Origin of the sequence: Vibrio sp. STUT-A16 (assembly GCF_026000495.1) — a bacterium.
Classification (GTDB): Bacteria; Pseudomonadota; Gammaproteobacteria; order Enterobacterales; family Vibrionaceae; genus Vibrio; species Vibrio diabolicus.
The window spans coordinates 25,551-47,604 of sequence record NZ_AP026765.1 but is presented as its reverse complement, the minus strand read 5'-3'; the positions used below and the strand labels follow the sequence as shown (position 1 = coordinate 47,604).

Annotated in this window: 16 protein-coding genes, 5 tRNA genes, 3 rRNA genes and 1 riboswitch; of the genes, 6 read left to right on the top strand and 18 right to left on the bottom strand. The window is 46.8% G+C overall.

Annotated elements, in window-relative coordinates; genetic code table 11:
• The first annotated feature begins 82 nt into the window (after positions 1-82).
• The 4 genes from OO778_RS00230 (at position 83) to OO778_RS00215 (ending at position 2,516) form a co-directional block, all read left to right on the top strand.
• Positions 83-343, top strand: coding sequence for a DUF2282 domain-containing protein (locus tag OO778_RS00230; RefSeq protein ID WP_031780600.1), 261 nt, complete (start codon positions 83-85; stop codon positions 341-343).
• 82 nt (positions 344-425) lie between these two features.
• On the top strand, positions 426-1,295 hold the full coding sequence (locus OO778_RS00225) for a DUF692 domain-containing protein (protein WP_264910453.1): 870 nt from the start codon (positions 426-428) through the stop codon (positions 1,293-1,295).
• Positions 1,292-2,050, top strand: a complete 759-nt coding sequence (locus tag OO778_RS00220; protein WP_074190846.1) for a DNA-binding domain-containing protein — start codon at positions 1,292-1,294, stop codon at positions 2,048-2,050. Before OO778_RS00225 ends, OO778_RS00220 begins: the two co-directional genes overlap by 4 nt.
• A 10-nt stretch (positions 2,051-2,060) precedes the next feature.
• A complete protein-coding gene (locus tag OO778_RS00215) occupies positions 2,061-2,516 on the top strand; it encodes a DoxX family protein (RefSeq protein WP_012841278.1) in 456 nt (151 codons plus the stop codon).
• Positions 2,517-2,543: 27 nt separating this feature from the next.
• On the opposite strand, the gene OO778_RS00210 is transcribed toward OO778_RS00215, so the two are convergent.
• On the bottom strand, positions 2,544-2,828 hold the full coding sequence (locus OO778_RS00210; protein ID WP_005397034.1) for a hypothetical protein: 285 nt from the start codon (positions 2,826-2,828) through the stop codon (positions 2,544-2,546).
• A gap of 91 nt (positions 2,829-2,919) precedes the next feature.
• The gene (locus tag OO778_RS00205; protein WP_207545975.1) at positions 2,920-4,113 is read right to left on the bottom strand and encodes a multidrug effflux MFS transporter; all 1,194 of its coding nucleotides are present in this window, start codon (positions 4,111-4,113) and stop codon (positions 2,920-2,922) included.
• 107 nt (positions 4,114-4,220) lie between these two features.
• On the opposite strand from OO778_RS00205, the gene OO778_RS00200 reads away from it, so the two are divergent.
• Both OO778_RS00200 and OO778_RS00195 read left to right on the top strand, forming a co-directional pair.
• The gene (locus tag OO778_RS00200; protein WP_074190845.1) at positions 4,221-5,162 is read left to right on the top strand and encodes a LysR family transcriptional regulator; all 942 of its coding nucleotides are present in this window, start codon (positions 4,221-4,223) and stop codon (positions 5,160-5,162) included.
• Positions 5,163-5,364: 202 nt separating this feature from the next.
• Complete coding sequence (locus OO778_RS00195; protein ID WP_074190844.1) at positions 5,365-7,155, top strand: aminopeptidase P family protein; 1,791 nt, start codon at positions 5,365-5,367, stop codon at positions 7,153-7,155.
• 113 nt (positions 7,156-7,268) lie between these two features.
• On the opposite strand, the gene thiH is transcribed toward OO778_RS00195, so the two are convergent.
• The 16 genes from thiH to OO778_RS00115 all read right to left on the bottom strand — a co-directional run bounded on the left by thiH (position 7,269) and on the right by OO778_RS00115 (position 21,641).
• Positions 7,269-8,381 (bottom strand): 2-iminoacetate synthase ThiH, encoded by a 1,113-nt coding sequence (gene thiH, locus OO778_RS00190; RefSeq protein ID WP_258614039.1) that lies wholly within the window; start codon positions 8,379-8,381, stop codon positions 7,269-7,271.
• A 34-nt stretch (positions 8,382-8,415) separates the two neighbouring features.
• Positions 8,416-9,183 (bottom strand): thiazole synthase, encoded by a 768-nt coding sequence (locus tag OO778_RS00185; protein WP_258614038.1) that lies wholly within the window; start codon positions 9,181-9,183, stop codon positions 8,416-8,418.
• A 5-nt stretch (positions 9,184-9,188) separates the two neighbouring features.
• Positions 9,189-9,443 (bottom strand): sulfur carrier protein ThiS, encoded by a 255-nt coding sequence (thiS, locus tag OO778_RS00180; protein WP_258614037.1) that lies wholly within the window; start codon positions 9,441-9,443, stop codon positions 9,189-9,191.
• A gap of 38 nt (positions 9,444-9,481) precedes the next feature.
• Positions 9,482-10,255, bottom strand: coding sequence for a HesA/MoeB/ThiF family protein (locus OO778_RS00175; RefSeq protein WP_258614036.1), 774 nt, complete (start codon positions 10,253-10,255; stop codon positions 9,482-9,484).
• A complete protein-coding gene (locus tag OO778_RS00170) occupies positions 10,242-11,657 on the bottom strand; it encodes a thiamine phosphate synthase (RefSeq protein ID WP_258614035.1) in 1,416 nt (471 codons plus the stop codon). Before OO778_RS00170 ends, OO778_RS00175 begins: the two co-directional genes overlap by 14 nt.
• A complete protein-coding gene (thiC, locus tag OO778_RS00165; RefSeq protein WP_258614033.1) occupies positions 11,657-13,597 on the bottom strand; it encodes a phosphomethylpyrimidine synthase ThiC in 1,941 nt (646 codons plus the stop codon). The genes OO778_RS00170 and thiC overlap by 1 nt, the downstream gene beginning before the upstream one ends.
• A 164-nt stretch (positions 13,598-13,761) precedes the next feature.
• Positions 13,762-13,860, bottom strand: a riboswitch (TPP riboswitch).
• 60 nt (positions 13,861-13,920) lie between these two features.
• Positions 13,921-14,304: a fluoride efflux transporter CrcB gene (gene crcB, locus OO778_RS00160; protein ID WP_012841275.1), complete on the bottom strand. Its 384-nt coding sequence runs from the start codon at positions 14,302-14,304 to the stop codon at positions 13,921-13,923.
• A gap of 123 nt (positions 14,305-14,427) precedes the next feature.
• Complete coding sequence (locus OO778_RS00155; protein ID WP_074190837.1) at positions 14,428-15,807, bottom strand: multicopper oxidase family protein; 1,380 nt, start codon at positions 15,805-15,807, stop codon at positions 14,428-14,430.
• Positions 15,808-16,055: 248 nt separating this feature from the next.
• Positions 16,056-16,132, bottom strand: a tRNA-Trp gene (locus OO778_RS00150).
• 61 nt (positions 16,133-16,193) lie between these two features.
• Positions 16,194-16,270: transfer RNA gene (locus OO778_RS00145), tRNA-Asp, on the bottom strand.
• A 46-nt stretch (positions 16,271-16,316) separates the two neighbouring features.
• Positions 16,317-16,433, bottom strand: a 5S ribosomal RNA gene (gene rrf, locus OO778_RS00140).
• A gap of 94 nt (positions 16,434-16,527) precedes the next feature.
• A 23S ribosomal RNA gene (locus tag OO778_RS00135) occupies positions 16,528-19,417 on the bottom strand.
• A 323-nt stretch (positions 19,418-19,740) separates the two neighbouring features.
• Positions 19,741-19,816 (bottom strand) — tRNA-Val (locus OO778_RS00130).
• Between the two features lie 28 nt (positions 19,817-19,844).
• A tRNA-Lys gene (locus tag OO778_RS00125) sits at positions 19,845-19,920 on the bottom strand.
• Positions 19,921-19,922: 2 nt separating this feature from the next.
• Positions 19,923-19,998, bottom strand: a tRNA-Glu gene (locus OO778_RS00120).
• Between the two features lie 90 nt (positions 19,999-20,088).
• Positions 20,089-21,641: ribosomal RNA gene (locus OO778_RS00115) — 16S ribosomal RNA — on the bottom strand.
• Together the 16S, 23S and 5S rRNA genes with 5 tRNA genes alongside form the textbook arrangement of a ribosomal RNA operon.
• Positions 21,642-22,054: the final 413 nt, after the last annotated feature.

The following is a 22,054-nucleotide window of genomic DNA, read 5'->3' as shown; positions in this document are numbered from 1 at the left end:
GCAAGTGGATAAAGGTTGTACGCCAAACGGCGAATCGACTTGCCGAATGAAAGTAAAAGGAAATCACTCAGAGGAAATTATGATGAAAAAATCGAATCTTGCTGTTACTGCTGCTGTTACTGGACTTCTTGCTCTTGGTGGCACCATGCTCACCGCAGCCCCTGCTGTCGCAGCAGAAAAAGAAAAGTGTTATGGCGTGGCGAAAGCCGGTAAAAATGACTGCGCAACGAAAAACAGCTCTTGCGCGGGCACCTCTAAAGAAGACAACCAAAAAGATGCTTTTGTTGTCGTTCCTAAAGGATTGTGTGACAAATTGGCTGGCGGTAGCACCAGCGGCTCATAACTCAACATCACAAGTTTCTGTGGGGCGCGTTGCACTTTAACCAACGCCCCCAGTTACTCGCTAATCAGAAAAGGAGTTTCACGTGAAACATCACTCTTTCCATCCTCTTGCTGGCGTTGGATTACGTTTCCCTCATCTCGATTATTTTAGCCAACACAAACCTGAGCTGTCGTGGCTAGAAATCCACAGCGAGAACTACTTTCAGCCCAACTCAGTAGAGCGCCATCAACTACAAGCATTACGCGAGCACTACCACATCAGTTGCCACGGTATTGGTTTATCGCTGGGCTCGGTGGAACGTGTGAATACGAAACATTTAGCACAACTAAAAGCATTGATAAATACAGTTGACCCGCTCTTCGTTTCTGACCATTTAAGTTGGAGTGAAAATGGTGGTCACTACTTCAATGATCTACTTCCCTTGCCTTACACGGAAGAAGCGCTGCAAGTCTTCACTCGTAACGTGCTTGAAGTGCAAGAATATCTACAACGTGAAATCTTAATTGAGAACCCATCTAGTTATGTGAAGTTTCACCATTCAACCATCAGTGAATGGGACTTTCTTACCGAAGTGCAAAAGCGCACCGACTGTCGTTTATTACTCGACTTAAATAACGTATATGTTTCCGCCTTCAATCACGGTTTTGATTGCGACACATACCTAGATGCGATTCCAGCCGACAAAGTCGACGAGATTCATTTGGCAGGTTTTACTATTAAGACGTTGGATAAAGGTGAGATTTGGATTGATACTCATAGCCGTCCCGTCAGTGATGAAGTATGGCAGCTGTTCGTTAGTTGGACACAAAAACACGGCCCTCGCCATACGCTGATTGAATGGGATTTAGATATTCCTGCACCAGCAATACTTCTTGGCGAAGCAGAAAAAGCATCCTCACTATTGCAGAAAAATCATTTAATTGACCAAAAGAGCAAAAGGAAAGCGTCATGAATCTTGCGACCTTGCAGAGTCAATTTGCTAAAGCCCTACATTATCAAGCGCTCGGTGAAGAATGCGACATTGTGAGTGACAAGTTTACCGCAGATGAACGCATACAGATTTACCGCAATAACTTTATCATCAGCTTGAGTGAGGTATTGGCAGCGACCTACCCAATGGTTGAAGCCTTAGTTGGAAAAGAGTGCTTCGATCAAATTGCTCGCCAATACGTACTTTCTCACCCCTTAGCAGAAGGTAATGTCGTACATTATGGTGTGGGCTTTCAAGATACGATTATGCAGTTTAGTCAGGTCATGACCCAAGCCCCGTACACTCCTGAAGTCGCAAGGTTTGAATGGCATATAGACTTAGCTCGACAAATACAGAATGAGAAAGTCGAAAAACCAAATCGAATCCCTTTATCTGCACTTGCCCAAGTGACGGAAGAACAACAACCTCAATTGGTGTTTCATTTGCGCACTGGCAGTCGCAGCTTTGACTCAAACTACGCCGTATTTGATCTCTTTCATACGATTCAACACCAAGATTTTGAACAGCTCAATATCAATCAATTACAGCGAGGTGTCATATCGATTCAAGCCAATGGAGAAGCTCAATGTCACGCACTCGATACCGATGTTTTTCAACTGCTGCAATGTTTAGAGCAGAAGCAGAGTTTGAGCGAAATACCCGAAGCTTTGCTCGTTCACCTTAATAGCATCATGGCACTCGATCTCGTTGACGGCTTTACATTGAAATCAATCTAAGGAGCACTCTATGACGAATACGGTTAAAAACTTAGTCAATCGGTACGACGACTTGATCAATACCTTACAAGCTGGCTTTGTCCCTTTACTACTTCTCTTTTGTCGCTTGTGGGTTGCATGGGTGTTCTTCAATTCAGGGTTAATCAAAGTTTCTTCTTGGGATAGCACGCTGTATCTATTCGAATTGGAATACCAAGTACCACTTTTGCCTTGGGAGTTAGCGGCCTACATGGGAACGGCTGCCGAGTTGATTCTGCCAGTATTTTTAGCGTTGGGATTAATTACCCGCCCGATGGCTGCGATTCTGTTTGTGTTCAATATCATCGCGGTCATCTCTTACCCGGTATTGTGGGAAAAAGGGTTCTATGACCATCAATTGTGGGGATTCATGATTTTAGTGGTCATCGTATGGGGACCGGGAGTTATCTCTATTGACCATGTTATAAAGAACAAGTTGACGCGATAAAAAAATCCCCGCAGTGGCGGGGACTTTTTATTGTTTATTTAAGTAAGCAAGAAGCTCATCAGCTGAGATACCCTGTTGAGCAAGATCTTTTGCCAACAGCTCAACTTGTTCACCTTTGCGCGACTCAATCACTTGCTGGAATTGGTACACGATATCACGCAAAATTGGCAGAGGTACTTGTTTAGCCGCACTACGAATACGCTCGGAGCTTTGATTACCCAGCTCATTAAGCAACTTGCCAAACATCACCTTTTCTGGTGAATCTTCCATTTGCTCTAGAATACGAGCCATTTCATACGTGGTTAACGACATTACTTTTTGAGTTCCGTTATGGTGTCAGGAAAAGTCTGAACGACAAATATACACGCCTTACTTACATTGGAAAATACTAAATTACACTGATTTACGCTTTCGCAAAGCTTGAATGCCAGTTCTTACCTGCTTTTGTAAACAGAACCACTAACGCAGGCAATAGAACCCACATATGAATTGCGATCAGTGTTTGAGGTTCCAAAGATAAACGCTGCAACGTACCAACCAACAAACCAGAGCCACTCATTTGGAACAACCCAAGCAGTGCCGCAGCCGTACCCGCCTTATCACCAAACGGTTCTAATGCTTTCCCTGCTGCTGCACCCAGAATGAATGCGAAACCCACTGACGACATGAAAATAGGTAGCATGAAAGAAAGCGCGGTATTCTGACCATTCATCACCAGCATAATCACACCTGCGAGGCCCAGAGTCGAGATCCCCGTAACCAAAGTGTTGTGCGTGCCAACGCGCTCCATAAACTTAGGCGCAAGCATACAAGCCGCAATATTGATCACTGCATTTACACCAAACCAGAATGTGAACTCATTCATCGACAGCCCCATCCCCGTCATCAATACCGATGGCGCCGAGGTGACATACGCGAGAATAACCGCCATTGCCATTAAACACAGTAAAGCATGGAAGACAAAAGATGGCGTACTAAGCACTGCCCAATAACGGCTGAGCTTAAACACGGCTTGCTTTTCCGTTGATGGGTTGGTCTCTTTCATCATGAAAAACATCAATGAACCGGACACAACGGCAAAGCCAGCCATAAAGCTGAAGTTAGCTCGCCAATCAAATTGCTGAGTTAACCAGCTACCTAGAATTGGAGCTAATGCCGGAATAAAACAAATCGCACCGTTAAGGTAGCTGATCATTTTGCCGCTTTTTTCCGGGCCAAAGATATCGCGAACTGTTGCAAAGGCTGCTACCGATGTCGCACACGCACCTAAGCCTTGTAGCAGTCGGGAAACCAACATCCATTCAATATTTTGAGCACTCCACGCCAATAAAGCGCTCATCGCATAGATAGTGATACCGCCCAATGCAACAGTTCGACGTCCGAGTTTATCTGCCAAAGGGCCAGCAAACAGTTGCCCGACACCCATTGCAAATAAGAACCAAGTGATCGTGTCTTGTGCTAGCGCATTATCGACCTGAAAAGTGGAAGCAATAAGAGGTAAAGCAGGTAGATAAATATCAATCGCAAGAGGACTGAAAAGAACCAAAAGGGTCAATAACGCCATCTGTTTTTTACTATTAGAAAACTGGCTAGGCACACAACACTCCAAATTGGATAAAGAACTTTGGATAGAGCTTAATCATCTGATGATATGAATGGAAATGATGTATAATCATGAGCATTATTCCTTAGAGGAAATTCACCGTGAACGTCGAAAAACTGGCTCGTATCGATTTAAATCTATTGGTCTGTTTTAAAGTTTTGATAGAAGAGTTAAATGTCACCCGAGCCGCCCACCGACTGTGCTTGAGTCAGTCTGCCGTGAGCAAATCACTGGCTAAACTGCGCATCCAATTTGATGACCCACTTTTCACCCGAAACTCGCATGGATTGACGCCAACACCACGCGCTTTGTTTCTTAAGCCGAAACTGGATCTGTTGATAAACCAGTTAGAAGTACTGACTCAACCAGAAGAGTTCTCTCCACAAAGTAGCGAATACCGTTTTCAAATAGCAGCGGTTGAAAGTGTTTACCCTCTGATTCTGCCCCATTTCTTACCGGCGATTTTTCAGCAAGCCCCTGGGGTGACGATCAGCACTCACCCTTGGTCCGATAATACTTTTAAAATGCTGCAACGTGGCGAGCTAGACTTAGGCTTAACTGGAAAAGATATCGATATTAATGATGCCAAGCTGACTCTGCTGCCACCCGATGACATATGCGAACTGGAAATTTATCGAGATCACCAGATGTGTATTATTCGCAAAAACCACCCAGCATTAAAACAGCCTTGGAACCTCGAAGCGTATCTCTCGCTGCGTCACGTACAAGTGCGTTGTGACGGCAACGACCGTTGGCTGTTAGATTATCGCCTTGCCGATATTGGAGCCGACCGCGATATTGCCGTCACCGTTCCCGACTTTAATAGTGCCGCAAGTTTATGTTCCTACACTGACTTTATTTTTACCGCCCCAAGCCATTTTGTGCAGCTCGCTGCTAAACAGCTTGATTTGGTCGTGCTGCCACTCCCGCTAGAATTTCCACCTATGGCTTACACTTTATTCTGGCACCGAGACAGAGAAAACGACCCAGCATTGGGTTGGCTACGTACGATGATCACACAAAAAACCGATCACCTTAGATAAAAATACCGCTCTCAATTTGCTCTTAGCGGGTAAAATGAGTAGCTTAACTGTCGTAGTCCTTTTTGGCTCATCTATGGCCTAGTTGTACTCCGACTCAACCTAAGTCATTGCAAACTTGCGTTGATCATAAACTGCATGAAGCAGAAGGAAACAGCTCCCACACCTGAGCATGAAGGAGCGGTAATTTGAAGGAATAAAACAGATGCACAACGAAACTCTCAGCCGCGTGAATGCGATTCGCGAATGGCTTGTACAACATAATATTGATGCCCTACTGGTTCCGCACGAGGACGAGTATTTGGGTGAATACGTCCCAGCGCACAACGAGCGCTTACATTGGTTAACAGGCTTTACAGGCTCTGCTGGTGCTGCGGTAATCACCAAAGAGAAGGCAGCTATGTTTGTTGATGGCCGCTATACCGTTCAAGTCACCAAACAAGTCCCTGGTGACCTATTTGAATATCGTCACCTTATTGAAGAACCAGCTTTAGATTGGGTTCTAGACAACCTGCCAACAAACGCATCTGTCGCAATTGATCCTCGTATGCACAGCTCAGCTTGGCTAGACATGGCACAAGCTAAACTGACTGGAAAGCTTGAGCTAAATATTCTGACCAACAACCCAATTGATGAGTTGTGGCATGACCGCCCAGCGCCTGTTGTCTCTAACGTTCGCCTGATGCCAACAGAAGCCGTCGGTCAATCAAGTGAGAGTAAGCGTCAAGAGATCGCCCAACTGGTAAAAAAAGCGGGTGCAGATAGCGCTGTGATCACAGCATTAGATTCTATTTGTTGGCTGCTGAATGTACGTGGTTTAGATGTATCACGCCTACCAGTTCTGCTTTCTCACGCGATTCTGCACTCAGATTCAAGCGTGGAATACTTCCTCGATCCTGCTCGCCTACCTGCTGATTTTGACGCTCACGTAGGCACCGGTGTGACCGTTCACCACCCAGAAGCACTTCAATCTCGCCTTGAAGCCATGACAGGTAAAAAGGTATTAGTTGACCCTGCAATCAGTAACGCTTGGTTTAAGCTAGTACTACAAAACTCTGGTGCGTCCGTGATTGCAGCAGCAGACCCATGTCTGATGCCAAAAGCGGCGAAGAACTCGGTTGAAATTGCCGGTATGAAGGCCTGTCATATCCGCGATGGCGTGGCAATGAGCAAGTTCCTATGTTGGTTAGATGCGGAAGTTGCTGCTGGTAACCTGCATGATGAAGCGACATTAGCAGACAAACTGGAAGCATTTCGTAGCGAAGACCCTACGCTAATGGATCTCAGCTTCGATACCATTTCAGCGGCAGGCGGCAACGCGGCCATGTGTCACTACAACCACGAGAACCAACCTGAACCTGGTAAGTTAGAACTGAACACGCTTTACCTTGTGGACTCAGGCGGTCAGTACCTCGATGGCACTACCGACATCACGCGTACTATCGCGATTGGTCAACCTTCTGCAGAAATGAAGAAGCAATTTACGTTGGCGCTGAAAGGTCATATTGGCGTTGCTCGAGCTCGTTTCCCGAAAGGTACACGTGGTTACCAAATCGATACACTAGCTCGTCAGCACCTATGGGCGGAAGGCTACGATTACGATCACGGCACTGGCCACGGTGTGGGCCACTTCCTAAGTGTGCATGAAGGCCCAGCAAGCATTTCGAAGAAGCAAATTGATGTGCCTCTATTAGAAGGTATGGTGCTATCAAACGAGCCAGGTTACTACCGTGCAGATGCGTTTGGTATCCGTATTGAGAACCTAGAGCTTGTTGTTGAAGCACCGACTAACGGTGACTTCCCTGTCCTGTCATTTGAGTCACTAACACGCTGCCCAATCGACAAACGCAACATCAATGTTGATATGCTAACTCGTCCAGAACTTGCTTGGCTAAATGATTACCATCAGAAAGTATGGGATGAGATCAGCCCGCTAGTTGAAGGTGATGTGAAAGAGTGGCTTCGTCAAGCAACGCTACCTGTAGCACACAGCTAGAAGCTAGAAGCTAGAAGCTAGAAAAAATAGAGAGTTGATGTTTTGCATCAACCCTCTTTCTTTTCCTATGTTTCACGTGAAACATAACGATGGTCAGTGGCTTTATTTGTTGCTTATCCAGAATACGCCGAATGCCAATCTCGCCATACAGGGTCAAAGCCTTTGGCTCGAATCATATCTTCCACAGAACCAGCACTTCGCTCATCACTGATCTCAAACTGCTCGAGTTCAACATCATCCATCGCATAACCCCCCGGCTGAGTTTTCGATGCAGCAGACATACTGGTGATGCCTAACGGTAATGCATTGTCTCTGAACTTGGGTGATTCACGAGTCGATAATGACAACTCCACCTCTGGATTCAACAAGCGATAAGCGCAAATCAACTGAACAAGCTGCTTATCCGTCATGACTGATTTTGGTTGGAGCGCGCCCTCACAAGGACGCAAACGAGGGAAAGAAATCGAGTAACGAGTCTGCCAATACGTGCGCTCAAGATAGTCCAAGTGTGCTGCCACATAAAAACAGTCGGTACGCCACTCTTCCAACCCTATCAATGCGCCAATACCGATCTTATCGATGCCCGCTTTTGCAAGACGATCGGGTGTATCCAATCGGTATTCGAAATCCATCTTATTACCACGCAAATGGTGCTCGGCGTAAGTCGAAGGATGATACGTTTCTTGATAGACCATCACCGCATCTAAACCCAATGTCTTGAGCTCAGCGTATTCGTCTTGATCTAGTGGCTGTACTTCCATCGCCAAATAGTTAAAACGTTGCTTAATCATCGGTACCATTTCGCGAAAGTATTTCATGCCTACTTTGGTTTCATGCTCGCCAGTCACCAGTAATACGCTATCAAACTTCATGCGTTTAATGGCTTCAACTTCTGCAGCCACTTCGTCCCTATTCAAAGTACGACGCTTGATTCTATTCTCCATCGAGAAGCCACAATAAGTACAAGCATTAGCACACAAGTTAGAGAGGTATAATGGAATGTAAAGCGACATGGTATTACCAAAGCGCTTACGAGTTGCCGAATATGACAGCTGCGCCATTTGCTCTAAGTACCCTTCAGCCGCTGGTGAAATTAGCGCTTTAAAATCTTCCAAATCACGCTTGGGTTTATTCAATGCTCGCTCGACATCTTGTGTTGTTTTCGCATAGATCGACATCGAAATGTCATCCCAATTAAGCTGCTTAAATTGCTCAACAAAGCTCATGTTTTCCTCGCTTAATAGCTAAATCAATCTAGGACTAAAGCTCATCTAGGAATGACGTCAGTGGACTCGACGCAACCGCATGAGAAACCTTACCCGCAAGTCCGGCTTCATAAGCCATACGCCCCGACTCTACCGCCAACTTAAATGCTTTCGCCATCGCAACGGGATCTCTCGAAGCTGCAATCGCAGTATTGACGAGCACGGCATCCGCGCCCATTTCCATCGCACGTGCGGCATGTGAAGGAGCGCCAATACCCGCATCGACAACCACTGGAACATTAGCTTGGTCGATAATGATCTCTAGGAAATCGTGAGAAACTATCCCTTTGTTAGAACCGATCGGCGCACCTAATGGCATGACCGCAGCACAGCCTACCTCTTCCAATCGTTTACACAGAACTGGGTCAGCATGACAGTAAGGAAGCACAATGAAGCCTTCACGAACCAGTTGCTCAGCGGCTGCAAGTGTCTCAATAGGATCGGGCATCAAGTACTTCGGGTCTGGGTGAATTTCTAGTTTTAGCCAGTTAGTACCCAACGCTTCTCGCGCCAGTTGCGCAGCAAACACAGCATCTTTAGCACTCTTTGCACCCGAGGTGTTCGGCAATAAGTTCACCCCCGCTTGTACTAACGGCAACAAAATATCGTCTTGTTGGTCGTTCACATCCACACGCTTCAATGCCATGGTCGCAAGTTGAGATCCCGACACTTGAATCGCTTCTGCCATTAATCGGCTGTTGGCAAACTTCCCTGTTCCTGTGAACAATCTAGATTCGAATTGTTTATCACCAATTTTAAGCATCGACTTTAACCCCCTGCGATCGCTTGAAACAAAGAGATGCTATCTCCCTGTGAAAGAACTGTGCTAGCCCACTCACTGCGAGGCACAACATTGTTATTAATTGCAAAAACACAGCCCATTTCAGGCAGCGCAAATTGACTAATGACTTGCTGTAGATTCGACTTACTAGCGACTTGATGTGACTGGTCATTGATGACAATAGTGATCATATCTAAGTCAGCAGCGGTCATTTGTGTTGCTTGTTGTTCTGATAACGTCATTGCTTCCAACTCTCTTAATTCTGCCCATTATTCGTAAGCTAAACCTGAGCACACACTTGGCACTGTTTGTCTTTGCTTATCGTCATGGTTTGCCATTGCAGTTTCAATCCATCAAACAGGTGCAATTTGGCAGTCTCAACATGAAACTTTCCCGTCGCCAGTTTTTGAATTGCCGCTATCGCTTGGTAGTTACCAAGTGTGCCCACCACCGGACCGACGACACCACTCTCACTGCACTTTTGAGTTTGTGGTAATTCATCGAACGGATACAAACAGCGGTAACACGCTTTACTCTGCGCTTGTTGTCCACTTGGTGTTTGGTAATCAAAGACAGCGAATTGCCCTTGCCAACCAATTGCTGCCGCCGAGATGAGCGGCGTATTTTGTTCGCAACAAACTTGGTTAATTAGCTGGCGTGTTGGCATGTTGTCGGTGCAATCCAACACCACATCCGCCAACATCACCTCAAGCTGCAGCTGTGCTTTGTCTAATCGCTTATTGAGTGCACGAACTTGGACCATAGAGTTAAGTTCAGTGAGTTGCTTTATAGTCGCTTCTGTTTTCGTAACTTGGAGGTCTTGTTCACGATAAATGATCTGACGTTGTAGGTTACTGCTATCAACTTCATCGTCATCAACCACAACCAATTTACCAACGCCCGCTGATGCCAAGTACAAACTCGCTGCGCTTCCTAATCCACCACAACCGATGATCAACACATGCGATTTACTCAAACGCTCTTGCCCAACTTCGGCAATTTCAGGCAGAGCGACTTGGCGTTGATAGCGAAGGAACTGCTTATCCGTGAGCATGCTCGCCTCTCTTGGTATCCACCAATTCACTATTCTGATCAGTAAACGTTAGCTGTCTTTCCTTCATCAGTTGTGCAAAAAACTCGATAACGGACTGAGGTGACTCTGCCAAGGTAATAGCACGCACGACTGCCAAGCTAGAAACGCCCGTTTGCCAAACTTGGTCAGCATTAGATTGGTCGATGCCACCGATCGCGATCGTCGGAAAACCAAGCACGTCGCCACTAACGGCTTTGTCTTTTGAAGGACGGCAAGCCGACTCTTTGTTTCCGTAAGGAATGCTATCAATCAGCTTTTGATACAGTGCCAAGCGCACCAAACCTTGTGGTTTCGATGGCATCTTTTTTGTGGTGGTTGGGAAAATATGCCCTAGAGCGATGTAGCTAGGATGAATTTGTACGATACGCAGTAACTCATAATAACCATGAGTAGAAAGACCAAGACGAATACCCGCTTTAGCTAGCTGAGCCAAATTCGATTCTTCTATGTCTTCTTGTCCTAGGTGAACGCCATAAGCGCCATGCTTGATTGCCAACTGCCAATAGTCATTGATGAACACTTGAGCTTGATACTGACGACCTAACTCAATTGCTCTAATGATCTGTTGTTCCAAATCGGCTTGTTGTGGGTTCTTGATTCGTAGTTGAATAGTGTTGATGCCTAGTGGCAGTAAACGCTCAATCCAAGCAACGTCATCAACGACTGGGTAGAGCCCTAGACTTTGCTTAGTTAGAGTTGGAAAGCTAACGCTCTCACCTTGCGCAGACCAACCAACTTGAATACCGAGTCGGTTATCTTCCAGTACTGGTGTGGGGAAATCATCAAATTGGTTAGCCCACTGAGTTGATTGTTCCTCGTCAAGGTTGTCATTCGATAGTGTTTCACGTGAAACATTCGCTTGTTGGGTTAGCATTCCTCGAGCAAGTGTTAACGCATCTTCGATAGGAAAATCGAGTACTGTCAGCGCTACTATCCAAGCAAGGTGATGTTCGGGATCGAACATTGCGTTGGGTTTGGACTTAACGGAAAGCGCTCTCACTTCGTCGTTAAAGGGGTGACGCCAGATATCAAGCTGATGCACTTTCTCCTTTTTATCGGAAACCTGAGTATCAGCAATACCAATATAAATCGCTTTCGACGGTTGCTTAGCACACGCTTCTACCGACAAAGTAGAGCGGTAATAAAGCACAAATAAACTCTCATGTTCAGAGTCATATCCATCAATGAGCTCAGTCGTTATGTGTGTGGTCTGTTGGTCGCGAACAAGCTGAATAGATTGAGTTGAGCTCACACCCAACTCAATGTCTTCGATTATAAAACCCTGTTCTTTCGCCAACAACAAACATTGCTGAACTAAACCTGTCAGTTCAATCAATGATGACGGAATAAGGATTTTGCTCATTAGTCACTTACCTCGGCATGTGCTGCTGGGTGGTATAACTCAGAACCTGACTCTCTAAATTCTTGCGATTTCTGACGCATCCCCTCAAGAGGATCATCAAGCATTTTGATCGAGATAGCTTGGTCCGCAGCAACTTGCTCAGTGTCTTTCGCGTACTCTCGTACCTCTTGCGAAATCTTCATCGAGCAGAACTTTGGTCCGCACATCGAACAGAAGTGAGCAACTTTTCCCGACTCTTGAGGCAAGGTTTCATCATGGAAAGCGCGAGCAGTTTCTGGGTCGAGTGACAAGTTGAATTGGTCTTCCCAGCGGAATTCAAAACGTGCTTTAGAAAGCGCGTTATCACGAACTTGTGCGCCAGGGTGCCCTTTAGCCAAATCAGCAGCGTGAGCAGCAAGCTTGTAAGTGATCATGCCTACCTTCACGTCTTCTTTGTTTGGTAAGCCAAGATGCTCTTTAGGTGTTACGTAACAAAGCATCGCACAGCCATACCAGCCAATCATGGCAGCGCCAATACCTGACGTAATATGGTCGTAACCAGGAGCGACGTCTGTCGTCAGTGGACCAAGGGTGTAGAACGGAGCTTCATGGCAGTGCTCTAGCTGCTCTTCCATGTTCTCTTTGATCATGTGCATTGGAACATGGCCAGGACCTTCGATAATCACCTGTACGTCGTATTCCCACGCAACCTTAGTCAACTCACCAAGAGTACGAAGCTCCGCAAATTGCGCTTCATCATTAGCATCGGCAACCGAACCAGGGCGCAGACCATCACCGAGAGAAAGTGCCACATCATACTTGGCACAGATTTCACAGATCTCTCGGAAGTGGGTGTATAAGAAGCTTTCTTGGTGATGCGCTAAACACCATTTCGCGATGATAGAACCACCACGAGAGACGATGCCAGTAACACGCTTTGCAGTCATTGGCACATAGCGAAGTAGTAAACCGGCATGGATAGTGAAGTAATCAACGCCCTGTTCTGCTTGCTCAATCAGAGTATCGCGCATCACTTCCCAGTTAAGGTTTTCGGCAACTCCATTCACTTTCTCAAGCGCTTGATACATAGGTACGGTACCGATCGGAACCGGGCTGTTACGCAGAATCCATTCTCGAGTTTCATGAATATTGCGACCTGTGGAGAGATCCATAACAGTATCGCCACCCCAGCGTGTCGCCCACACTAGCTTCTCAACCTCTTCCTCAATCGAAGACGTCACCGATGAGTTACCGATATTAGCGTTCACTTTGACCAAAAAGTTACGTCCAATGATCATTGGTTCGGATTCTGGGTGGTTGATATTAGAAGGGATAATCGCGCGACCTTCGGCAACTTCTTTGCGAACAAACTCGGCGGTAATGTCTTTTGGAAGATTCGCTCCAAAGCTTTGACCAGGATGCTGTTGATTCAGCACATCATCACGGTACTTGGCACGACCCATGTTTTCACGCAGCGCGATGAATTCCATTTCTGGGGTAATAATACCTTTGCGAGCATAGTGCAGTTGAGTCACGCACTGCCCATCTTTGGCACGTCGAATACGTGGTAGATTACCGTAACGAAGATCGTCTAGTGTTTCGTCTTTTAAGCGTTCTTTGGTGTACACCGAGCTTACTTCATCGAGTAACTCTGTGTCACCGCGTTCTTCAATCCAGCTTTCTCTTAGCTTTGGTAGGCCACTATAAAGGTCTATGGTGTGTTCTGGGTCTGTGTATACACCAGAGGTATCGTAAACGCGTACTGGCTCATTAGGCTCGAAGATTGGCGATTCTTTTGTTCCACCAATCAGACTATCTGCTAGCGCTATTTCACGCATAGGTACACGAACATCTGGACGTGAACCTTCTACATATACTTTTGTGGAATTTGGGTACGGCTGTACCGAGAGTGTTTCAATGAACTGTTTTGCTTCCAGTCTCGCTTGTTTGCGACTCGACATAGCATTTTTCCTTGCTTTGTTATACTAGATAAAAAGTAATTGGATAAAAATGCTTGGCGGATAGATGCGACAAGAGGAGTCAAATTAAGGCTAAATAAAGCTTAAGTAATTTGCCTGTAACAACATTCGACTATTCGATAGGTCAACCAGAAAGAACTCCGGTATAAATATCTTCTCTTGTTCCCTTCGCAGATTCTAATCTGATCAGGTTCAACGGATCCCGAATTAACGGTCTCAGCCTTATGGCACTCCGACAAGTGATATCAGTATATAAAAACGGCCTGGTTAAACCAAGCCGACCTGTTTAATTTTTAACTACTTTGCTAGCTGCGCATCAATAATTGGAAACCGATCCACGCAACAGAGATGCTCAGCACCACATTTAATAAAATATTTAACCCCATCTTAAAAAATGCACCTTGCTGCATAAGCAAAACATTATCCATAGAAAAGGTGGAAAACGTCGTCAGTGCCCCTAAAAAGCCTAAACCAATCACTTGTCGCCAAGGTTCTGTTGCCAACAGTTCATTGTCGAACGCAGCAATCAACAAGCCCATGATAAATGAACCAACCACATTAACAGTTAGCGTACCGTATGGAAAACCACGCCCCAATAAAATGACACACAGTTCAGATATCAAGTAACGAGAACACGCACCGAAAGCACCACCTAGTGCAATAAAACCAAGAATGGAAAACTGCCCCATAATTCCCCCAACACTATTGATGACGATATTGTAACCAAAACTAAAGCAATATTGATGGTGAAATTTTAGAATTCGACAACGTATTGCATTTAAAACACGCTGAGATCAAAAAAGTTACAGGAGTCACTTTACTTCAATATACCCCATCAAACCGGTTTTCATGTGCTCAATAACATGGCAGTGATACATCCAACGTCCAGGGTTGTGAGCAACAAAGGCAGCTTTGGCACTGCCATTTTTTCCAAGTAAAACCGTATCGGTATGGAACGGTTCGTCAAGTTTCTTGCCATCTAACTCAAGAACAGTAAATGTATGCCCATGAAGATGAATAGGATGATGATATTGAGTAACGTTCTTCAAATTGAAGATATAGGTTTTTCCAAGTTCCAATGTTGAAAGTGGTGCTGGGATATTATCTTTACTCATTCCCTCCCAAGCTCGTTTGTTCATCAGCCAGAATTTAGGTATCGCTTTGCCCGATTTATCGGCAGGAGTGATCGCCCCCTCCCATTCAAACACATAATCGATTTGCTCCGCATTTTCCAAATCAAGATCAGGCACAGGGTTGAGAGGCAATAAAGGCAGTTTCATGTTGCTTGGCAGGTCAGACTCAACAACTTCAAACTCACACAAAGAGAATGGGAAGCGCCCTTTCATTTGACGCACATAAACACGCTCTCCAGCCTTCGGAGCAATCAATCCGATATCCAATCTCATTCCCGGACCAATTTTGTGTTGAGTGAGCCTATAAGGCGTTTTAACTGGATTGCCATCGATAGCAATAACCCAAGCCTCTGTGCCTTCAATCGCGATCGGATAGGTAATGGTGTTATCGACATTAGCAATTCTTAATCGCGTAGTCGCGTTCTGCTCCAGCGTATAAACAGGCTCATGAATACCATTGACGCTACTCCACTCTCCTGGCGTTCCCATACGTGCACTCAAGCGCGGCACCATTAGGTTCTTCCACTGTCCTTGCTTGTCTAAATGCCAATGCTTGAGGACGACTTCATGCTCTTCATCAAACTGAACAGGCTCAGCCTCTTCAACAATTATTAGCCCAACCAACCCCATACCAAGCTGCTTAACGCTGTTCATGTGTGGGTGATACCAAAACGTACCTGCATCTGGCGGTGTAAATTCATAAACGAATGTTTCACCCGGCATGATAGGCGGCTGACTTAAGAAAGGTACACCATCCATTTCAATGGGGATTCGCAGGCCATGCCAGTGAATTGCAGTTGGCTCTGAAAGCTTGTTGGTAAATCGGATAATAACTTTCTCACCTTGGCGACAGCGAATCGTAGGCGCTGGAATCGAACCATTAAACGCGAGTACGTCTGTGTTAAACCCTGGGACCAATTCTGCAGTAGAAGGCTCTGCAGTGATATCGTATATATGTTGCCCCTTATTAGCACTCCGAGATAGAGAACATGCAGGTAGAACGGTAAGCGCGGAGATTGCTAAGGATGATTGAAGGAAGCGTCGACGAGATATATCCATACATAGTTACCCATTAATCCAGATCGGTTGAGTGTAACTAAATATAAATAATGATTCTCAATTATTACTAACATTTCGGAGCACTTGCTTATAACGAATAGTCTAATTGGTTGGTGAGTCCAAGTAGCTAATAAATACTTATAAAGAACAGCAGGTAGCAGAAAGGCGTATAGGTAGGATGAGAGGACACATGCATAGTGGCAAGCAGATACAAAAAAGGCTCTGACCTAAGTCAGAGCCTTGATATATGGCAGGGGTGGAGAGATTCGAACTCCCAACACGCGGATTTGGAATCCGCTGCTCTGCCAATTGGAGCTACACCCCTGTAGAATTCTTATATTCTAGATTTGACAAAACCTCGCATGGGCGAGGTTGTCGATATTAAGTGGCGGAGTGGACGGGACTCGAACCCGCGACCCCCGGCGTGACAGGCCGGTATTCTAACCAACTGAACTACCACTCCGCAGTGGTATCACTCGCTTGTAATCAGCAAGTGTCCAAAATTTAAAGCCTGGCGATGTCCTACTCTCACATGGGGAAGCCCCACACTACCATCGGCGCTATTTCGTTTCACTTCTGAGTTCGGCATGGAAATCAGGTGGGTCCAAAACGCTATGGTCGCCAAGCAAATTCTTTAATTCGGAAAGCTGTTTTTTTAATTCTCGTTCTTACACATTCAATGTTCTTTCATTGAGTCCATCAAAACCCCTTGGGTGTTGTATGGTTAAGCCTCACGGGCAATTAGTACAGGTTAGCTCAACGCCTCACAACGCTTACACACCCTGCCTATCAACGTCGTAGTCTACGACAACCCTTTAGGATACTTAAAGTATCAGGGAGAACTCATCTCAAGGCTCGCTTCCCGCTTAGATGCTTTCAGCGGTTATCGATCCCGAACTTAGCTACCGGGCAATGCGTCTGGCGACACAACCCGAACACCAGAGGTTCGTCCACTCCGGTCCTCTCGTACTAGGAGCAGCCCCTTTCAATTCTCCAACGCCCACGGCAGATAGGGACCGAACTGTCTCACGACGTTCTAAACCCAGCTCGCGTACCACTTTAAATGGCGAACAGCCATACCCTTGGGACCGACTTCAGCCCCAGGATGTGATGAGCCGACATCGAGGTGCCAAACACCGCCGTCGATATGAACTCTTGGGCGGTATCAGCCTGTTATCCCCGGAGTACCTTTTATCCGTTGAGCGATGGCCCTTCCATTCAGAACCACCGGATCACTATGACCTGCTTTCGCACCTGCTCGAATTGTCATTCTCGCAGTCAAGCGGGCTTATGCCATTGCACTAACCTCACGATGTCCAACCGTGATTAGCCCACCTTCGTGCTCCTCCGTTACGCTTTGGGAGGAGACCGCCCCAGTCAAACTACCCACCAGGCACTGTCCGCAACCCCGATGAGGGGTCGACGTTAGAACATCAACACTACAAGGGTGGTATTTCAAGGACGGCTCCACGCAATCTAGCGACTGCGCTTCAAAGCCTCCCACCTATCCTACACATGTAGGGTCAATGTTCAGTGCCAAGCTGTAGTAAAGGTTCACGGGGTCTTTCCGTCTAGCCGCGGGTACACTGCATCTTCACAGCGATTTCAATTTCACTGAGTCTCGGGTGGAGACAGCGTGGCCATCATTACGCCATTCGTGCAGGTCGGAACTTACCCGACAAGGAATTTCGCTACCTTAGGACCGTTATAGTTACGGCCGCCGTTTACCGGGGCTTCGATCAAGAGCTTCGACCGAAGTCTAACCCCATCAATTAACCTTCCGGCACCGGGCAGGCGTCACACCGTATACGTCATCTTGCGATTTTGCACAGTGCTGTGTTTTTAATAAACAGTTGCAGCCACCTGGTATCTGCGACTCTCAATAGCTCCATCCGCGAGGGACTTCACCGTCGAGAGCGTACCTTCTCCCGAAGTTACGGTACCATTTTGCCTAGTTCCTTCACCCGAGTTCTCTCAAGCGCCTTGGTATTCTCTACCCGACCACCTGTGTCGGTTTGGGGTACGATTCCTTACAATCTGAAGCTTAGAGGCTTTTCCTGGAAGCATGGCATCAATGACTTCACACCCGTAGGTGCTCGACGTCGTGTCTCAGCCTTAAGAAGAGCCGGATTTACCTAACTCTTCAGCCTACGCACTTGAACCTGGACAACCGTCGCCAGGCCCACCTAGCCTTCTCCGTCCCCCCATCGCAATTGTAAGAAGTACGGGAATATTAACCCGTTTCCCATCGACTACGCCTTTCGGCCTCGCCTTAGGGGTCGACTTACCCTGCCCCGATTAACGTTGGACAGGAACCCTTGGTCTTCCGGCGAGGAGGTTTTTCACCCCCTTTATCGTTACTCATGTCAGCATTCGCACTTCTGATACGTCCAGCATGCGTTACCACACACCTTCAACCGCTTACAGAACGCTCCCCTACCCAATACTCAAAGAGTATTGCCGCAGCTTCGGTTTACTACTTAGCCCCGTTACATCTTCCGCGCAGGCCGACTCGACCAGTGAGCTATTACGCTTTCTTTAAATGATGGCTGCTTCTAAGCCAACATCCTGGCTGTCTGAGCCTTCCCACATCGTTTCCCACTTAGTAGTAATTTGGGACCTTAGCTGGCGGTCTGGGTTGTTTCCCTCTCCACGACGGACGTTAGCACCCGCCGTGTGTCTCCCGGATAGTACTTACTGGTATTCGGAGTTTGCAAAGGGTTGGTAAGTCGGGATGACCCCCTAGCCTTAACAGTGCTCTACCCCCAGTAGTATTCGTCCGAGGCGCTACCTAAATAGCTTTCGGGGAGAACCAGCTATCTCCAGGTTTGATTGGCCTTTCACCCCTAGCCACAAGTCATCCGCTAATTTTTCAACATTAGTCGGTTCGGTCCTCCAGTTGATGTTACTCAACCTTCAACCTGCCCATGGCTAGATCACCTGGTTTCGGGTCTATATCCAGAGACTGAACGCCCAGTTAAGACTCGGTTTCCCTACGGCTCCCCTAGATGGTTAACCTTGCCACTGAATATAAGTCGCTGACCCATTATACAAAAGGTACGCAGTCACAGGACAAAGCCTGCTCCTACTGCTTGTACGTACACGGTTTCAGGTTCTATTTCACTCCCCTCACAGGGGTTCTTTTCGCCTTTCCCTCACGGTACTGGTTCACTATCGGTCAGTCAGTAGTATTTAGCCTTGGAGGATGGTCCCCCCATATTCAGACAGGATATCACGTGTCCCGCCCTACTCGATTTCACTGAATATGCGTCGTCAGTTACGGGGCTATCACCCTGTATCGCCAAGCTTTCCAGCTTGTTCACCTAACGCCTATAAAGCTTAAGGGCTAGTCCAATTTCGCTCGCCGCTACTTTCGGAATCTCGGTTGATTTCTTTTCCTCGGGGTACTTAGATGTTTCAGTTCCCCCGGTTCGCCTCGTTATGCTATGTATTCACATAACGATACTTACTTATGTAAGTGGGTTTCCCCATTCGGAAATCCCAGACTCAAGTGGTTTTTACTACCTAATCTGGGCTTATCGCAAGTTAATACGTCCTTCATCGCCTCTGACTGCCAAGGCATCCACCGTGTACGCTTAGTCACTTAACCATACAACCCGAAGGAGTTTCGAGTTGATGAACAAGTCACCAAAGTTGTCTCTCATTATTTGAATGAGCGAGAGACATATCGATTTTGCCGGACTCAAATTCCAAGAACACTTGAATGTGTTTTTAGTTGTATTCATAAATGAATACTTTGAGAACTTTACAAACAACAATAAATTGTTGTTTTGTCAGCTTTCCAAATTGTTAAAGAGCTATGTTTCTTCACAAGGAAGTTACATTTTCTAAAGACTTTCAGAGTCAAAAATGCCAACCAGTATCAATTGCTTGTTCTGGTTTGGACGTTTTATTCCAAAAATACTTAGAGAATGGTGGGCGATACCGGGCTCGAACCAGTGACCCCCTGCTTGTAAGGCAGGTGCTCTCCCAACTGAGCTAATCGCCCACATTATTTTGATTTCCGTGGAAGGAAATGGTGGGTCGTGCAGGATTCGAACCTGCGACCAATTGATTAAAAGTCAACTGCTCTACCAACTGAGCTAACGACCCAATGGTATCCCGTAGGGGAGTCGAACCCCTGTTACCGCCGTGAAAGGGCGGTGTCCTAGGCCTCTAGACGAACGGGACACTAAGTTGAACATCTTGGGGGATGTTCTATCTCTTAAACTTCATAAACCGTATCAATCTGTGTGAACACTCATCGCAATAATCATCGTATAAGGAGGTGATCCAGCGCCAGGTTCCCCTAGCGCTACCTTGTTACGACTTCACCCCAGTCATGAACCACAAAGTGGTAAGCGTCCCCCCGAAGGTTAAACTACCTACTTCTTTTGCAGCCCACTCCCATGGTGTGACGGGCGGTGTGTACAAGGCCCGGGAACGTATTCACCGTGGCATTCTGATCCACGATTACTAGCGATTCCGACTTCATGGAGTCGAGTTGCAGACTCCAATCCGGACTACGACGCACTTTTTGGGATTCGCTCACTTTCGCAAGTTGGCCGCCCTCTGTATGCGCCATTGTAGCACGTGTGTAGCCCTACTCGTAAGGGCCATGATGACTTGACGTCGTCCCCACCTTCCTCCGGTTTATCACCGGCAGTCTCCCTGGAGTTCCCGACATTACTCGCTGGCAAACAAGGATAAGGGTTGCGCTCGTTGCGGGACTTAACCCAACATTTCACAACACGAGCTGACGACAGCCATGCAGCACCTGTCTCAGAGTTCCCGAAGGCACCAATCCATCTCTGGAAAGTTCTCTGGATGTCAAGAGTAGGTAAGGTTCTTCGCGTTGCATCGAATTAAACCACATGCTCCACCGCTTGTGCGGGCCCCCGTCAATTCATTTGAGTTTTAATCTTGCGACCGTACTCCCCAGGCGGTCTACTTAACGCGTTAGCTCCGAAAGCCACGGCTCAAGGCCACAACCTCCAAGTAGACATCGTTTACGGCGTGGACTACCAGGGTATCTAATCCTGTTTGCTCCCCACGCTTTCGCATCTGAGTGTCAGTATCTGTCCAGGGGGCCGCCTTCGCCACCGGTATTCCTTCAGATCTCTACGCATTTCACCGCTACACCTGAAATTCTACCCCCCTCTACAGTACTCTAGTCTGCCAGTTTCAAATGCTATTCCGAGGTTGAGCCCCGGGCTTTCACATCTGACTTAACAAACCACCTGCATGCGCTTTACGCCCAGTAATTCCGATTAACGCTCGCACCCTCCGTATTACCGCGGCTGCTGGCACGGAGTTAGCCGGTGCTTCTTCTGTCGCTAACGTCAAACAACGCCGCTATTAACGACGCCGCCTTCCTCACGACTGAAAGTACTTTACAACCCGAAGGCCTTCTTCATACACGCGGCATGGCTGCATCAGGCTTGCGCCCATTGTGCAATATTCCCCACTGCTGCCTCCCGTAGGAGTCTGGACCGTGTCTCAGTTCCAGTGTGGCTGATCATCCTCTCAGACCAGCTAGGGATCGTCGCCTTGGTGAGCCCTTACCTCACCAACTAGCTAATCCCACCTAGGCATATCCTGACGCGAGAGGCCCGAAGGTCCCCCTCTTTGGCCCGTAGGCATCATGCGGTATTAGCCATCGTTTCCAATGGTTATCCCCCACATCAGGGCAATTTCCTAGGCATTACTCACCCGTCCGCCGCTCGACGCCGTTATCGTTCCCCGAAGGTTCAGATAACTCGTTTCCGCTCGACTTGCATGTGTTAGGCCTGCCGCCAGCGTTCAATCTGAGCCATGATCAAACTCTTCAATTTAAGATTTTGTTCGGCTCAATGAATACTGAACATTACATAAAGTAATGTTTGAATTGACTGTGCTGAATCCGAAGATTCAATGGTCACTTCGTATCATTGAAACCTAATTTGATACCGAAGTATCTAATTGGATTATCATCAACGAGTGCCCACACAGATTGATAGGTCTATATTGTTAAAGAGCTTTCCTGTTGAGCTTTGCTCAAAACAGGACGGCCATTTTAGCGAGTTAAAGTTTAGTGTCAATCACTTTTTTCAAACTTTCTTCAAGCGTTTCCGCTTGGCTAATTTGGCTTGCTAACTTGGCTTTCGTTTCTTTCGAAGCGTTGCCGTGTCAGCGAGGTGGCATTATAGAGATTGCGATCACATTGGCAAGCCCTTTTTCACGTTTTTTTTGATTTTTTTATCGTTCG

What these genes read in the sequence shown, in the direction of transcription:
- OO778_RS00230 (WP_031780600.1), top strand. Translation starts at nt 83, where the DNA reads ATGAAAAAATCGAATCTTGCTGTTACTGCTGCTGTTACTGGACTTCTT.
- OO778_RS00220 (WP_074190846.1), top strand. Translation starts at nt 1,292, where the DNA reads ATGAATCTTGCGACCTTGCAGAGTCAATTTGCTAAAGCCCTACATTAT.
- OO778_RS00215 (WP_012841278.1), top strand. Translation starts at nt 2,061, where the DNA reads ATGACGAATACGGTTAAAAACTTAGTCAATCGGTACGACGACTTGATC.
- OO778_RS00210 (WP_005397034.1), bottom strand. Translation starts at nt 2,828, where the DNA reads ATGTCGTTAACCACGTATGAAATGGCTCGTATTCTAGAGCAAATGGAA.
- OO778_RS00195 (WP_074190844.1), top strand. Translation starts at nt 5,365, where the DNA reads ATGCACAACGAAACTCTCAGCCGCGTGAATGCGATTCGCGAATGGCTT.
- thiH (WP_258614039.1), bottom strand. Translation starts at nt 8,381, where the DNA reads ATGAGCTTTGTTGAGCAATTTAAGCAGCTTAATTGGGATGACATTTCG.
- OO778_RS00185 (WP_258614038.1), bottom strand. Translation starts at nt 9,183, where the DNA reads ATGCTTAAAATTGGTGATAAACAATTCGAATCTAGATTGTTCACAGGA.
- thiS (WP_258614037.1), bottom strand. Translation starts at nt 9,443, where the DNA reads ATGACGTTATCAGAACAACAAGCAACACAAATGACCGCTGCTGACTTA.
- OO778_RS00175 (WP_258614036.1), bottom strand. Translation starts at nt 10,255, where the DNA reads ATGCTCACGGATAAGCAGTTCCTTCGCTATCAACGCCAAGTCGCTCTG.
- OO778_RS00170 (WP_258614035.1), bottom strand. Translation starts at nt 11,657, where the DNA reads ATGAGCAAAATCCTTATTCCGTCATCATTGATTGAACTGACAGGTTTA.
- thiC (WP_258614033.1), bottom strand. Translation starts at nt 13,597, where the DNA reads ATGTCGAGTCGCAAACAAGCGAGACTGGAAGCAAAACAGTTCATTGAA.
- crcB (WP_012841275.1), bottom strand. Translation starts at nt 14,304, where the DNA reads ATGGGGCAGTTTTCCATTCTTGGTTTTATTGCACTAGGTGGTGCTTTC.
- OO778_RS00155 (WP_074190837.1), bottom strand. Translation starts at nt 15,807, where the DNA reads ATGGATATATCTCGTCGACGCTTCCTTCAATCATCCTTAGCAATCTCC.